Raw genomic sequence first — 14,854 nt, forward strand, 5'->3', positions numbered from 1 at the left:
TTAGATAACCAGCGCGGCGATAGATGCCGACAGGATACTCACCAGCGTAGAGCCGTAAACCAGCTTCAGGCCGAAGCGGGAAACCACGTTGCCTTGCTCTTCGTTCAGGCCTTTAATGGCCCCGGCGATAATACCGATAGAAGAGAAGTTAGCGAAGGACACCAGGAACACGGACAGGATGCCTTCCGCGCGTGGTGACAGGCTGCCGGCAATCTTCTGCAGATCCATCATCGCAACGAATTCGTTAGACACCAGTTTAGTCGCCATGATACTGCCGACCTGCAGCGCTTCTGCGGACGGCACGCCCATCACCCAGGCAACCGGGTAGAAGATATAGCCCAGAATGCCCTGGAAGGAGATACCCAGCACGGCAGCGAACAGCGCGTTCAGGCCAGAAATCAGGGCGATAAAGCCGATCAGCATGGCGGCAACGATAATCGCCACTTTGAAACCTGCCAGAATGTACTCGCCGAGCATTTCGAAGAAGCTTTGACCTTCATGCAGGTTAGTCATCTGCAGATTTTCTTCTTTCTCATCCACGCGGTACGGGTTGATCAGCGACAACACGATAAAGGTACTGAACATGTTCAGCACCAGCGCGGCAACCACGTATTTTGGCTGCAGCATCGTCATGTACGCACCTACGATTGACATGGACACGGTAGACATAGCGGTCGCCGCCATGGTGTACATGCGGTTGCGCGACATCTTGCCGAGAATATCCTTATAGGCGATGAAGTTTTCTGACTGTCCCAGAATCAGCGAGCTTACGGCGTTAAAGGATTCCAGCTTACCCATACCGTTGACTTTAGAAAGCACGGTACCGATAGCGCGGATAACAATCGGCAGAATGCGAATATGCTGCAGAATACCGATCAGCGCAGAAATGAACACGATAGGGCACAGCACCTTCAGGAAGAAGAAAGCCAGGCCTTCATCGTTCATTTTGCCGAAGACAAAGTTTGTCCCTTCGTTAGCGAAACCGAGCAGTTTCTCGAACATTTCGGAGAAACCTTTTACGAAGCCCAGGCCGACGTCGGAGGTCAGGAAGAACCAGGCCAGTAACACTTCGATCACCAACAGCTGAATGACAAAGCGAATACGAATTTGCTTGCGGTTAGGGCTAACCAGCAAAGCCAGCAGCGCGACCACAGCAAGCGCTAAAACAAAGTGCAAAACGCGGGACATATTTGCTCCAAATATGAGGCAGGTTTAATTTCGTTGCACATTCTATGTAACAAGCAATAAGAAAACGAGATCAATTCCACACTATAGTGATGAGCTGTGACGGAACGCAAAAATAGTGATCCACCATACATTTCTGCTATGTTAAGTAAAGAAGCTAAAAGTTACGTTAAGATGGCTCATCGACAGTTTACACGTTGGCCAAATGTTAATCCGTTAACCGGCATCCAGATTCACTATCTCACGCCTCCTGCACATCGTTTTCAGCTATCAGAGAAATCAATTTCCCCGCACTAAATGAACTTGATAACCATTCTCATTTTGATAGCATAAAACATAGCAAAGGCTATATCTCAGAGGCAGAAGATGACAAGCAGTCGCATTGACAGCAATACCGGACGTACCGCGCGTAAGCTGCGGCTGGCGTTGATGGGGCCAGCGTTTATCGCCGCTATCGGCTACATCGACCCCGGTAACTTCGCGACCAATATCCAGGCCGGGGCGAGTTATGGCTATCAACTGCTGTGGGTGGTGGTGTGGGCAAACCTGATGGCGGCGCTGATTCAGGTACTCTCCGCCAAGCTGGGGATCGCCACCGGCAAGAACCTCGCCGAGCAAATCCGCGATCATTACCCGCGCCCGCTGGTGTGGATTTACTGGGTTCAGGCGGAAATTATTGCCATGGCGACGGACCTCGCGGAGTTTATCGGGGCGGCCATTGGCTTCAAGCTGATTCTGGGCGTCTCTTTGCTCCAGGGAGCGGTGCTGACAGGGATAGCCACTTTCCTGATTTTGATGCTGCAAAGCCGCGGGCAAAAGCCGCTGGAAAAAGTTATCGGCGGGCTGCTGCTGTTTGTGGCGGCGGCCTACATCGTTGAGCTTATTTTTTCCCAGCCGAAGGTAGCTGAGCTGGGCAAAGGGATGCTGATCCCAAGTCTGCCGACGTCCGAGGCGGTCTACCTTGCTGCTGGCGTTCTGGGCGCGACAATCATGCCGCACGTGATTTACCTGCATTCTTCTCTGACTCAGCACCTGCATGCGGGCAACCGGGCAGAGCGCTATTCCGCCACTAAATGGGACGTGGCGATAGCGATGACGATTGCCGGCTTCGTCAACCTGGCGATGATGGCCACCGCCGCAGCGGCGTTTCACTTCACCGGGCATACCGGCGTTGCCGAGCTGGAAGATGCCTATAAAACGCTGGAACCGCTGTTGAGCCATGCTGCAGCCACGATTTTCGGGCTTAGCCTGGTGGCGGCCGGTTTGTCATCCACGGTGGTGGGCACGCTTGCCGGGCAGGTGGTGATGCAGGGGTTTGTCCGTTTTTATATTCCGCTGTGGGTTCGCCGGGCGATTACCATGGCGCCGTCCTTCGTGGTCATCATGATGGGGCTCGACCCAACGCGTATTCTGGTCATGAGCCAGGTGCTGTTGAGCTTCGGGATTGCGCTGGCGCTGGTGCCGCTGCTGGTGTTTACCAGCGACAAAAAGCTGATGGGTGATTTGGTTAACGTGCGCTGGGTTAAGCTGGTTGGCTGGGCGATAGTCGCGGTGGTGGTGGCGCTCAACCTGTGGTTAATTTTTAGTACGCTGTTTGGCAACTAATCTTGCCAAAGAAAGTGAGAAGGGCTGGATTATCCAGCCCTTTTTTATTTAATGACGGTGTCCGTGACCTCTGCCGCGATGGTCGTCGCGGTCGTTCCAGCCTTCGCGATAGCCGCGTTCATAGCTATTTCGTCCGCGGTCCCAGCCTCGATCCCAGCCACGGTGGCGATGCCAGCCGCGATCGCGCCATTCATAATTGCGGTGCCAATAATCACGGTCGCGCCATCTGCCGCCGTCCCAGTAATTACCGCGATAATCTTGATCGCCAATCTGTAATTTCACCGACGGCAGCAGGGTGATTTCACCCGCGTTTGCGACCATCGGCGCCGCGGCCAGTAAGGCAAGGGCAAGCATTAGTGACCTGAACATACTTTCTCTCCCTGGTTCTCAGAGCCGTGTTGCGGCTTGTTAACACAATCTTACAAACCGACAACCGGGCTGATGAATTACACAATTCCTAAATCATCGGCCATAGCACTTATTGCACAAGTCACTGGCGTGAACCCGGAGGGAAAGTTAAACGTTTACACTAAGATCGCCTCGATTTCTGCTCGTTCCTGTTCGCTGAAATGGCGCTGGCTTAGCATGCCCACGGCGTCCTCTATCTGGCTGGTTTTACTCGCGCCAATAAGCACCGAAGTCACTTTTTCATCGCGGAGTACCCAGGCCAGCGCCATCTGCGACAGCTTTTGCCCGCGTTTCTCCGCCAGCGCGTTGAGCTGCCGTACTTTTGCCAGCTTCTCTGCCGTAATCTGATCGGGGTTCAGGAAACGGCTGCCGCTGGCAGCGCGTGAATCTGCAGGGATGCCGCTCAGATAGCGGTCGGTTAGCTGGCCCCCGGCAAGCGGGGAAAAAGCGATGCTGCCTACGCCTTTTTCCTGCAGCAGATCCAGCAGGCCACCTTCGACCCAGCGCTCAAACAGGGAATAACGCGGCTGGTGGATCAGGCAAGGCGTACCGAGATCGTTCAGGATATCAATAGCTTTCTCCGCCCGATCGGCCGGGTAGTTTGAGATCCCGACATACAGCGCTTTGCCCTGGCGCACCACATGGTCGAGGGCGCGCATGGTCTCCTCCAGCGGCGTGTCAGGATCCGGGCGGTGATGATAAAAGATATCGACATACTCCAGCCCCGTGCGCTTCAGACTCTGGTCGAGACTTGAAATCAGATATTTGCGTGAACCCCAGTCGCCGTAAGGCCCGTCCCACATGGTGTAACCCGCTTTGGTGGAGATAATCAGCTCGTCGCGCCAGGCCTGAAAATCTTCCCGCAAAATGCGCCCAAAGTTGGCTTCAGCTGACCCAGGCGGTGGCCCGTAATTATTGGCAAGGTCAAAATGGGTAATGCCCAGATCGAAAGCCTTTCTCAGCAGTTGACGGCTGGTTTCCAGCAGCGTTTCATCGCCAAAATTGTGCCAAAGGCCAAGGGAAATAGCGGGCAGTTTCAGGCCGCTGCGGCCGCAGCGACGGTACTCCATAGACGAATAGCGTTCAGGGTGGGGCTGCCAGGTCATTATTGTCATCCTTACAGGTAACAGAGAAATCAGTGTATACGCTTTCACAACCCAGAATACGCCGTATTTCACTGTAAATTCCACGTGCCACCCCTTAAATCGGATATATTCTCGACACCGATCCCGGTTACTTAATACTCACAGCAAGCCCTCATAGAAGGAAAATCCTATGCGCTACTGTGTGGCAGACTATCTTGTTGACCGGCTTAACGAAGGCGGGATCGAGCACCTCTTCGGCGTCCCCGGTGACTACAACCTTGTTTTCCTGGATCACGTGATTGCGCATCCGAGGCTTGCCTGGGTGGGCTGCGCTAACGAGCTGAATGCGGCTTACGCCGCCGACGGGTATGCCCGCTGCAAAGGCGCGGCGGCGCTGCTGACCACGTTTGGCGTGGGCGAACTGAGCGCGCTGAATGGCGTAGCGGGCAGCTATGCCGAATATCTTCCTGTCATTCATATTGTTGGCGCGCCCAATAGCCGCGCCCAGCAGCGCGGTGAACTGCTTCATCACACATTAGGCGACGGGGATTTCCGCCATTTCCTGCGTATTGCCGAAGAAGTTTCCGTGGCACAGGCTTCGCTCACCCCCGCCAATGCCTGCAGCGAAATTGATCGCGTAATTCTTGAAGCGCTCAAGCAGCAGCGCCCCGGTTACCTGTTGCTGCCGAGCGATGTGGCGGAGGCGCCAGCAACGCGGCCTTTAAAACGACTAATGGCTCCTGAAACGGTGGCTGAACCGGCAACGCTGGAAGCGTTTCGTCATTGTGCGCAGGCAAAAATTGCCGAAAGCCGAAGCGTAGCGCTGCTGGCCGATTTTCTGGCCCTGCGTTATGGGCAGCAAAAAACGCTCCAGCAGTGGATGGCGAGCACGCCCATCCCTCACGCTTCACTGCTGATGGGGAAAGGGTTGTTCGATGAAAGCCAGCCTGGTTTTCTGGGCACCTACAGCGGGGCAGCCAGCCCGCCGCAGGTGAAGCAGGGGATTGAGAGCGCGGAGCTGGTTATCTGCGTGGGTGTGAAGTTTACCGATACCATCACCGCCGGTTTCAGCCAGAAGCTAAGTCAGCAGCAGACAATTGAGGTTCAGCCGGAGGCGGTGCGGGTAGGCGAGCGCTGGTTTAGCGGGATCTCGATGGCGCAGGCCATCGCCATTTTGCAGCCGCTGTGTGCTCAACAGGCTGCGTCCTGGCCGGAGGCCACGCAAAGGCCACCGCAGCTTCCCGTTTGCGACAGCGACCGGCTGGACCAGCACGCTTTCTGGCAAACCCTGCAGGACGCCTTACAGCCCGGCGATATCATTCTGGCCGACCAGGGCACGGCGGCCTTTGGTGCCGCGGCCTTAACGCTGCCCGCAGGTGTGACCTTTATCGTCCAGCCGCTGTGGGGATCGATTGGTTTTACGCTGCCTGCGGCATTTGGCGTGCAAACCGCATGGCCGAGCAGGCGTGTGCTTCTGCTGATAGGCGACGGCTCCGCCCAGCTGACTATTCAGGAACTGGGCAGCATGCAGCGTGACGGCCAGAAGCCGGTGGTCATGGTGCTGAATAACGATGGCTACACGGTTGAGCGCGCGATCCATGGCCCGGAACAGCGCTACAACGACATTGCCGCGTGGGACTGGACCCGCCTGCCGCAGGCAATGAACGTGGATAGCCAGGCCGAATGCTGGCGTGTCACGGAAACATCACAGCTTGCTGCCGTGCTGGAAAAGCTGGCCAGCCCGGAGAGGCTGGCGCTGGTGGAGGTGGTGCTGCCTAAGCAGGACATTCCCGAGCTGCTCAGAGCGGTCACCACCTCGCTGGGTAAACGCAACTCGGAAATGGAACATTAATTAGCGGTTTGGCCGCCCGGCCATCATCAACGGTTTACCCGCCAGCAGGAGCCAGGCGGGCAACATCACGATGCACAGCAAGGGCAGGAGTTTGACGTCCGGTACCACGGCCATCGCCATAAACAGGCTCAGCCAACCGTCGCGCGTGACCACCAGCACCATGCCAAGGACGGCGCAGGAGAGGGTAATCGCGGCAGGGACCGCCTCAACGTGCTGGTGCAGCATCATGCCTAACGCCACGCCCACAAACACCGCCGGGAAAATACGACCACCCCGGAAACCGCTGGCGGCAGCGATAATCAGCGCGGCCAGCTTCACCACGGCAAACAGCAGCAGCGACGACACGGAGAAATCGGCGATAGCCAGCTGCCGCATCTCATCCAGGCCTTTAAACATTGTCACCTCACCGCCGATTACCCCCAGCAGGCCTAGCAAAAAACCGCCTGCACCGAGTATAAGCACCGGATGTTTGAGCTGGTGCATCAGGCGGTGCAGCCTTGGCAGACACCAGACGCCCACCATGCCCATCGCAATGGCGATAGCCGCGACAACCGCCCCGCTGAACAGGTCTTCAATGTGCATTTCGGGGTAGCTGGCAACCGGCAGTGCAAAGTGCGGCTGAAAGAAAATGCTGGTGGTCAGCGCCCCGGCGGATGCGGCCATCAATGGCGCGAACAGTCTGTCCCACAGCGGGACTTCATTATTTCCGCCCAGGGTTTGCGAAAAGATCAGCGCCGCGGCCACCGGCGTGCCGAATAAAGCGCCGACGGTGCCCGCCGCGGCGAGAATAGTCCAGTCAAGCGGGCTGACCTTCGGCAAAACGCGGGCGCCAAGCGCCACCGCGAGCGCAATATTCACCGCCATAATCGGGTGCTCCGGCCCCAGGCTCACGCCACCGGCAAGGCCAATCACCAGCGCCATCACCAGGCCAGGAATAGCCATCGTTGGCACGGGCGCCCCGATAAGCGGTTCGGTCGCGGGATCGGGCCCGCCGTGGCCAGGCAAATAGCGGATAACCAGCCCAACCGCGACGCCGGTCAGGGTCAAAATAAGCAGTATCCAAAATGGGGACTGGGGATCGTACCCGCGCGCCGCTGGCAGCGTGGCCCACAGATATTCCTGCAGCGCAGCGGCAACCTTCATAACGACAATTAATACCAGGCTGGATAAGACGCCGATAATCAGAGCCGGAATGGAAAGTACCAGCATGGTTCTGGCTCGCGGATGGAGCATAGTCAATCCTTACAATAGGAAGTCGCACGGCGCAAAAACGGAAAGTCTTAAGCCGCATTGCAAATAGAGCTGAAACGGTAAAGCCAGAATGTGACCTGGTTCAACAATCGCGCCGCACCTGGATGATGGTCATTGTTGTTTCGGCTGGCTAATTTTACAGTGTTGCCAGAACTTATTCTGACTTTAGCGGAGCTGTTTGAGAATGACAAAATATGCTTTGGTGGGAGATGTCGGCGGCACCAATGCACGTCTGGCGCTATGCGATTTGAACACGGGTGATATTTCACAGGCAAAGACTTACTCCGGCCTTGATTTTCCAAGCCTGGAAGCGGTGATTCAGCACTACCTCAAAGAACATAACATCAGCGTGCAGTCAGGCTGTGTGGCGATTGCCTGCCCGATAAACGGGGACTGGGTGGAAATGACCAACCACACCTGGGCATTTTCCACCGCCGAAATGAAGCAAAACCTGGGCTTCGATCATCTGGAAATTATCAACGACTTTACCGGCGTTTCCATGGCCATCCCGGCGCTGAAAAAAGAGCATCTGATTCAGTTCGGCGGTGGCGAGCCTGTGGCAGGCAAACCGGTGGTGGTGTACGGTGCGGGCACCGGGCTGGGCGTTTCTCACCTGGTGCATGTCGACAAACGCTGGATCAGCCTGCCGGGCGAAGGCGGCCACTCAGATTTCGCGGCGAACAGCGAAGAAGAGGGCATTATCCTGGAGCAGCTGCGCAATGAACTTGGGCACGTCTCCAACGAGCGCATTCTCTCCGGGCCAGGTCTGCTGAATCTCTACCGCGCCATCGTTAAGGCCGATGGCCGTGAGCCGGAAAACTACCAGCCGAAGGACATCACCGAAAAAGCCGTGGACGATACCTGCACCGACTGCCGCCGCGCGCTGTCGCTGTTCTGCGTGATCCTGGGGCGTTTCGGCGGCAACCTGGCCCTGAACATGAGTACGTTTGGCGGCGTGTATATCGCCGGCGGTATCGTGCCGCGCTTCCTGGAGTTCTTTAAGGCTTCGGGCTTCCGCGGCGGGTTTGAAGACAAAGGCCGCTTCAAAGCGTTCGTGAAGGATATTCCCGTTTATCTCATCGTGCACGATCAGCCTGGGCTGCTGGGCGCCGGGGCACACCTGCGTCAGACGCTGGGTCACGTCCTGTAATACCGCGCGGGCGCACTGCGATTGCGCCCGCCAGTTTCCCTTCTCTACAGGCGCATTAGCTGCCGGAACTCTTTCACCTTACTGCGGCTCACCGGCACCTGAAAATCGAGATCTCGCAGGCGAAGAATATAGGTATTGTTAAACCACGGCTCTATTTCACGGATTTTGCTCAGGTTCACCACATAAGAGCGGTGGCAGCGGAAGAAATGGCTCTCCGGCAGGCGGCTGCAGAATTCGGTGAGGTTCATCGGCATGACGTAAGACTCACGGCGCGTATAGACGAAGGTCATCTTCTCGTGAGCTTCCGCGTAGTAAATATCGTTGATGTCGGTGACGATAATTCGCTCGTCTTTGATCAGGTTAATCGTCGTGGCGTCGCGGTTTTCATGGCTGGCGGCAGGCTGAGAGGTTTGCTGCTGATAAGCCACCTCTAGTTTTTGCAGCATGCCAATAATGCGTGACTCCTGATACGGCTTCAGAATGTAGTCAAACGCTTCCAGCTCAAAAGCTTCCACCGCATGCTCTTTCCAGGCAGTAATAAACACGATGAACGGCCTGTGGGCAAATTTGCTGATGTTCTGCGCCAGCAGCACGCCGTCCAGCGACGGAATATTGATGTCGAGGAAAATGGCGTCCACTTCATGATGCTGCAAATACTTCAGCACATCCATACCATCGTCGAAAGAGGCGACAATCTCCATGTCGCTGTGGTTTTTGATAAGCCAGCTCAGCTCCTGCTGCGCCAGAAACTCATCCTCTACGATAATGACCTTCATGCTTCTCTCCCTTCCAGTGGGCGCGGCGCGGCGGTGGGGACATAGCGCGGCACGTAAAAGGCGATTTCGGTCCCCGGCTCCAGGCGGCGGATGATCAGCCCTTCGCCGTAGAGCAACTGCACTCGGTGATGCACGTTCAGCAGGCCAATTTTATTCCCCGGCATTTCGTTATTCTCCACGCGCTCGACCACTTTAGGATCGATCCCGTGGCCGGTATCGCGCACGGCAATGCGCACCCGGTTGCCGCTCTCTTCAATGCTTATCGTCACCACACCCTTACCTTTACAGGGCTGAATGCCGTGCACAATGGCATTTTCCACCAGAGGCTGGATAAGCAGGCTGGGAATGCGGCAGTTGACCTCTTCATCAATGTTATAAATCACCGTCAGCTTGTCGCCAAAGCGCGCCTGCTCAATGGCAATGTAATCCTTGATTTGATACAGCTCCTTGCGGATATCAATTTGCTCGTCGTCGTTCAGCTCGATGTTATAGCGCAGGTAGCGTGACAGGTTGACGATAAGCTGGCGGGCAGTGTCCGGGTTCATACGGATTGAGGAGGATATCGCATTCAGCGCATTGAACAGGAAATGCGGGTTTATCTTGCTTTGCAGCGCCCGGAGTTCGGCTTTGTTGGCCATTTCGCGCAGCTGCTCCGCGCGGGAAACCTCAAGCTGGGTAGAAATAATCTGCGACAGGCCAACCGCCATTTCCTGTAGCGTGGAGGTGATCTGGTGGGCATGGCGGTAATAGATTTTCAGGGTGCCGGTCACCACGCCTTTTTCCCACAGCGGGATGATGATTAAGGAGTGAATTTCCGGCGTTCGCCAGGCTTCGTCATCGTTGCGAATGATGATGCGCCCCTCTTTCAGTGCCTGACGGGTGCGCGGGCTGAAAGCCTGGTCGTTCTCGTGATAGTTATTTTCCCCCAGCCCGACGTAGGCCAGCACTTTTTCGGTATCGGTAATGGCCACCGCATCCGCATCGATATCGTGGCGAATAATCTGGCAAACTTGGCGTAGCGACTCGCTGTTAACCTTGCGGAACAGCGGCAGCGTTTTGTTGGCGATATCCAGCGCCAGCTTGGCCTGGCGGGCGGCGCTGGCCTCTTTCTCGCCCTCGACGCTTTGCACCAGCAGGATAATAAAGCCGATTGACACCGAGCCGAGGATCATCGGCACGCCGATTTTGGACACGATATCAAGGCCCAGCGCGGTGCTTGGCGCCCAGAGCACCACCAGAATCATGGTCATCGTTTCACAGAGCATGCCGCCGATGATACCGACCCGCCAGTGCTTCTCTTTCGGCACTTTGCGGTTGATCCAGCCGGACATTATCCCGGCCAGGATGCTGGTGATAAAGCAGGGGATAGCGGTGATGCCGCCGATATCAATCAGGTAGCGGTGTGTCCCGGCGATAAGCCCGGTAATAATCCCCACCCAGGGGCCAAACAGGATCCCGCCGGACATCACCGCGATAATACGCACGTTGACCAGCGAGCCTTCAACCGGCACGCCTGACCAGGTACTGAACAACGCAAACATTGAGAAAATAGCGGTGACCGCCAGCAGCTCTTTAGGCGTATGGGCGCTTTTGTGCAGCAATTCGCGGAACAGACGAATTCGAATCAGGAAGAAAAGGCAAATAAGCATCAGCGCCGCGCGATCGAACACCGCCAGCAGCATAGTAAAAATTTCGTGCACGGGTCACTCGCGTGGCTCAGAGGGGAAGCGCCAATGATAAGGAAATTTGGCGGGGGTTTCCAGTTGAGGACACCCCTCACCCCGACCCTCTCCCCAAGGGGGCGAGGGAGAAAATACCAGGTCACAACAGCATGCAGTCTACTCCCTCCCCGCAAAGGGGCAGGGAGAAAATAGGTGACGAGGAACATGGTTTATTGCCTCTCCCTTCCAGGGAGAGGGCCTGGGTGAGGATCATTACTTCCCGCCAAGCTGTTCCCGCCCAGCAGGCGTCAAATCCTGCGTGGTCGCACGACCAGCAAAATCCACCTCAAAATCATCGGCGGCGAAATCCGGCGGCGTTTTACCCTCAACAAATGCGTCCCACTGGCGCGGCAGATACCCGGCATTCTTCTCGCACCACGGCGCGGCGGCGATGTACATCACGTTGCTATCGAACTCACCGAGGTGCTCGTTCTCGACGGCATGAATCACATCGCAGTGCCAGAAAACGGTATCGCCCGGCTCCATATCGGGAATTGAGGAAATCCCAGTCAGTAAAAGGGGATGCCACTCTTTGTTAATGGATAATGCTCTGCCTGGCTTAGCTTCGCACAACGATTCCTCTGGTACATCGTCCTGCAGCGCCCGCAGCAAGATCCAGGCCATGGCATTAGCCACCGGCAGCAAATTTAGCGTGCCGCCGTGTTTGCGCTGGGGCGTGAGCGCCGTCCAGCCCTGGAAAGTACGGAACATCGAACAGACCGCAGGGGACGGGAACTCCCTTACTTCCGTTCTGCCTTCGGCGGCAAACGGGTCGTAATCTTTCCAGTTACCGGAAAATACGTGGCGGTAAACGTGGCGGAAGTTTTCGTCCAGCCAGCGCTCAACCGATCCGCCGTCAACGTGCGGAGAAAGCCCCAGCGAGCTTGAGCGGGGCGGGCGACGGCGAGTGCGATCCGCGTAAGAAACGACGCGATTTGGATCGAAGTGTTGCCTGCCGTGGCTTTCCGTTTGCCACAGATTATTGAGGAACACCTGCAACGCTTTCATACGCTCATGCTGGCGGGCTTCGGTTTGTGGTTTAGACCAGTAAATGCCGTAAATCTGCGGCTTACTGTCGGCAAGCGTGCCGAAATAGTTGTCTTCCGCCGCATTTTTCAGGCGTTCGACAAAATGATTTCGTGCCAGATAATTGCCGATCTCTTCATTCCAGCCACGAGCTTGTTCCTGCGGGAAAACGCCCCGGATCGTGCAGCAGCCGCGCTGGCGAATCAGCGCTTTTTGTTGCTCGCTCACGTGGCCCTGAAGAATGTCGTCGGCGTCGAGCTGCGGAACAGGGTTCTCGCCGCGCGCCATTTCTTCGCGGATCGTTTCGATCTGCTGGCGAATATTGGCTTCAAGTTCGGTAAACGCCGATTGATAGTGGGGCAGATCGCGGCGCAGCTTTTGTTTTATCTCGCGGATAGCTTTTGGCAGATCGTTAATGTCCAGGTGCATAGGTGACGCCCTCTTTCAGAGAATAAGTTACTGAGTTGTTGCTACCTGGTTAATGTATGCCTGAATTATTAAATGAAATAGTGATGTGTTTCATTCGAAACTTCCCGTTTTGTGTCGCGGAAAAAATATTTTCATTTCCCCCTCGACAGGCGATTTTTATTCAGGCTATTTTCAAAACAGGCCACATCACGTGGCAGCGTCGCTCGGACGGTCCGGGCGCTCACGTTACTCTGAGGAATTTATGGCTGACTCCAGTCCAAAACGTCGTTTTTCGCGTATCGATCGCTTACCCCCTTACGTTTTTAACATCACTGCCGAGCTGAAAATGGCTGCGCGACGCCGCGGCGAAGACATTATTGATTTCAGCATGGGCAACCCGGACGGGGCGACGCCGCCGCATATCGTCGAGAAACTTTGCACCGTGGCCCAGCGTGAAGACACGCACGGGTATTCCACTTCGCGAGGCATTCCTCGTCTGCGCCGCGCCATTTCTCGCTGGTACAAAGATCGCTACGATGTGGATATCGACCCGGAAAGCGAAGCCATTGTGACCATTGGCTCGAAGGAAGGGCTGGCGCACCTGATGCTGGCGACGCTGGATCACGGGGATACCGTGCTGGTGCCGAACCCAAGCTACCCGATTCACATTTATGGGGCGGTGATCGCCGGGGCGCAGGTTCGCTCCGTGCCGCTGGTGGAAGGCGTGGACTTCTTTGCCGAGCTGGAGAGGGCGATTCGCGAAAGTTATCCGAAACCGAAGATGATGATCCTCGGCTTTCCGTCTAACCCAACCGCCCAGTGCGTGGAGCTGGCGTTTTTCGAGAAGGTTGTTGCCCTGGCGAAGCAGTACGACGTGCTGGTGATTCATGATCTGGCCTACGCCGATATTGTCTATGACGGCTGGAAAGCGCCTTCCATTATGGAAGTGCCCGGCGCGCGCGACGTGGCCGTTGAGTTCTTCACGCTGTCAAAAAGCTACAATATGGCGGGCTGGCGGATCGGCTTTATGGTCGGTAACCAGGAACTGGTCAGCGCGCTGGCGCGTATCAAGAGCTACCACGATTACGGCACCTTTACGCCGCTGCAGGTGGCGGCGATTGCTGCCCTTGAAGGCGATCAGCAGTGCGTGCGTGATATCGCAGAGCAATACAAACGCCGTCGGGACGTACTGGTAAAAGGGTTACATGAAGCGGGCTGGATGGTGGAATGCCCGAAAGCGTCCATGTACGTCTGGGCAAAAATTCCTGAACATTACGCGGCGATGGGTTCGCTGGAGTTCGCCAAAAAGCTGCTGCAGGAAGCGAAAGTTTGCGTTTCACCGGGGATTGGCTTCGGCGACTACGGTGACACTCACGTTCGCTTCGCGCTGATTGAAAACCGGGATCGTATCCGTCAGGCCGTGCGCGGTATTAAGGCGATGTTCAGGGCTGACGGGCTGCTGCCACCGCTGCCGAAAAACGCGGCGGAAAACGCCGAATAATGAAACGAAAACAGGAGCCCTTTGGCTCCTGTTCTTTTTGCGCTGCTGTTTGTGAAGGCTTATTCAACCATCAGGAAGAAGGTGCCGGCCCACAACACAACAATCACAGAAATACCCATCAGAAAATATTTCACTTCACATCGCTCCGCGCTGACGCGCATCTCAACAGGTACATAATAAGCTGAAGCCGCAAACTGCTTTTAGGGTGCCGCTTCATCTGGTATTCGGAGGTAAAACCTTACCCGGACGGCGCTAATGTACTCCCAAATTAAAAATGAAAACAAGTGTCTCAAAATTGTGACAGTTGTCTGTTTTTTGAACTTTAATTAGGTGTGGGTGATCCCTTATTTACTTCATTAAAAACATTAAGATATATCGCATTTTCAGTGATATTTTTTGTCTGAAAATAAGTATTTTTGCTTACGCTAAATTTTATTAATTTTTTTCGCTGAACAGGGGGGAAAGATGATCGTTTCAAAAGAAAATGCGGAACACTATTTGTGGGGAACAGACTGTGATGGATGGCATCTGTTAAAAGATCCTGCTTTGAGCGTGATTCATGAACGTATGCCGCCGGGGCGGACGGAACAAAGGCACTACCATTCCGTGGCGCAGCAATTCTTTTTTGTGTTAACCGGGGCATTGACGATGGAGCTGGAAGGAGAGCGCTACGTTGTACCCGCGGGGAAGGGGATCCCGATTCCGCCGCAGGCAAAACATCAGGCTCGCAATGATTCCGATAACGAGGTTGAATTTCTTGTTATCTCGCAGCCAACGACCCGAGGCGACAGGGTGAATTTGCCAGTAACGGATTAATCGCGCTTTTCAGAGTTTGGATGCAATTCAGGCGGCGGTTAAGCAGGTATCTTTACACTCTCAGCAAATC

The 14,854-nt window shown here is 55.6% G+C and carries 13 protein-coding genes; 5 read left to right on the forward strand and 8 right to left on the reverse strand.

Annotation, left to right across the window (positions count from 1 at the left end; all coding sequences use genetic code 11):
• Window positions 1–1,188, reverse strand: coding sequence for a NupC/NupG family nucleoside CNT transporter (locus A936_RS16000; protein ID WP_008459614.1), 1,188 nt, complete (start codon window positions 1,186–1,188; stop codon window positions 1–3).
• Window positions 1,189–1,533: 345 nt separating this feature from the next.
• Here A936_RS16000 and A936_RS16005 point away from each other — a divergent pair, with 345 nt between their 5' ends.
• On the forward strand, window positions 1,534–2,790 hold the full coding sequence (locus A936_RS16005; RefSeq protein ID WP_286130863.1) for an Nramp family divalent metal transporter: 1,257 nt from the start codon (window positions 1,534–1,536) through the stop codon (window positions 2,788–2,790).
• Between the two features lie 48 nt (window positions 2,791–2,838).
• Here A936_RS16005 and A936_RS16010 read toward each other — a convergent pair whose 3' ends face one another.
• Window positions 2,839–3,159: a DUF2502 domain-containing protein gene (locus A936_RS16010; protein WP_008459618.1), complete on the reverse strand. Its 321-nt coding sequence runs from the start codon at window positions 3,157–3,159 to the stop codon at window positions 2,839–2,841.
• Between the two features lie 155 nt (window positions 3,160–3,314).
• Window positions 3,315–4,304 carry an L-glyceraldehyde 3-phosphate reductase gene (mgrA, locus tag A936_RS16015; protein WP_008459620.1) on the reverse strand — a complete coding sequence of 330 codons (990 nt, stop codon included), beginning with the start codon at window positions 4,302–4,304 and terminating at the stop codon, window positions 3,315–3,317.
• 169 nt (window positions 4,305–4,473) lie between these two features.
• Here mgrA and A936_RS16020 point away from each other — a divergent pair, with 169 nt between their 5' ends.
• Window positions 4,474–6,135: an alpha-keto acid decarboxylase family protein gene (locus A936_RS16020; protein ID WP_008459622.1), complete on the forward strand. Its 1,662-nt coding sequence runs from the start codon at window positions 4,474–4,476 to the stop codon at window positions 6,133–6,135.
• On the opposite strand, the gene A936_RS16025 is transcribed toward A936_RS16020, so the two are convergent.
• A complete protein-coding gene (locus A936_RS16025) occupies window positions 6,136–7,368 on the reverse strand; it encodes an ion channel protein (protein ID WP_008459623.1) in 1,233 nt (410 codons plus the stop codon). It abuts the gene before it with no gap.
• 202 nt (window positions 7,369–7,570) lie between these two features.
• On the opposite strand from A936_RS16025, the gene glk reads away from it, so the two are divergent.
• A complete protein-coding gene (glk, locus tag A936_RS16030; protein WP_008459625.1) occupies window positions 7,571–8,536 on the forward strand; it encodes a glucokinase in 966 nt (321 codons plus the stop codon).
• A gap of 44 nt (window positions 8,537–8,580) precedes the next feature.
• On the opposite strand, the gene A936_RS16035 is transcribed toward glk, so the two are convergent.
• The 3 genes from A936_RS16035 to A936_RS16045 form a co-directional block, all read right to left on the reverse strand.
• Window positions 8,581–9,312 (reverse strand): LytR/AlgR family response regulator transcription factor, encoded by a 732-nt coding sequence (locus tag A936_RS16035; RefSeq protein ID WP_008459626.1) that lies wholly within the window; start codon window positions 9,310–9,312, stop codon window positions 8,581–8,583.
• Window positions 9,309–11,012 carry a sensor histidine kinase gene (locus A936_RS16040; RefSeq protein WP_034809573.1) on the reverse strand — a complete coding sequence of 568 codons (1,704 nt, stop codon included), beginning with the start codon at window positions 11,010–11,012 and terminating at the stop codon, window positions 9,309–9,311. The genes A936_RS16035 and A936_RS16040 overlap by 4 nt, the downstream gene beginning before the upstream one ends.
• 234 nt (window positions 11,013–11,246) lie before the next feature.
• Window positions 11,247–12,488 carry a DUF1479 domain-containing protein gene (locus tag A936_RS16045; RefSeq protein ID WP_008459629.1) on the reverse strand — a complete coding sequence of 414 codons (1,242 nt, stop codon included), beginning with the start codon at window positions 12,486–12,488 and terminating at the stop codon, window positions 11,247–11,249.
• Window positions 12,489–12,729: 241 nt separating this feature from the next.
• On the opposite strand from A936_RS16045, the gene alaC reads away from it, so the two are divergent.
• Window positions 12,730–13,968, forward strand: a complete 1,239-nt coding sequence (alaC, locus tag A936_RS16050; protein ID WP_008459632.1) for an alanine transaminase — start codon at window positions 12,730–12,732, stop codon at window positions 13,966–13,968.
• 59 nt (window positions 13,969–14,027) lie between these two features.
• Here the strand turns inward: alaC and ypdK are convergent, their stop codons facing one another.
• Window positions 14,028–14,129 carry a membrane protein YpdK gene (gene ypdK, locus A936_RS23980; RefSeq protein WP_034809579.1) on the reverse strand — a complete coding sequence of 34 codons (102 nt, stop codon included), beginning with the start codon at window positions 14,127–14,129 and terminating at the stop codon, window positions 14,028–14,030.
• 304 nt (window positions 14,130–14,433) lie between these two features.
• On the opposite strand from ypdK, the gene A936_RS16060 reads away from it, so the two are divergent.
• Window positions 14,434–14,784, forward strand: a complete 351-nt coding sequence (locus tag A936_RS16060; RefSeq protein WP_008459634.1) for a cupin domain-containing protein — start codon at window positions 14,434–14,436, stop codon at window positions 14,782–14,784.
• Window positions 14,785–14,854 lie beyond the last annotated feature (70 nt).

Source organism: Enterobacter sp. Ag1 (genome assembly GCA_000277545.1).
In the GTDB taxonomy this organism is placed as follows: Bacteria; Pseudomonadota; Gammaproteobacteria; order Enterobacterales; family Enterobacteriaceae; genus Cedecea.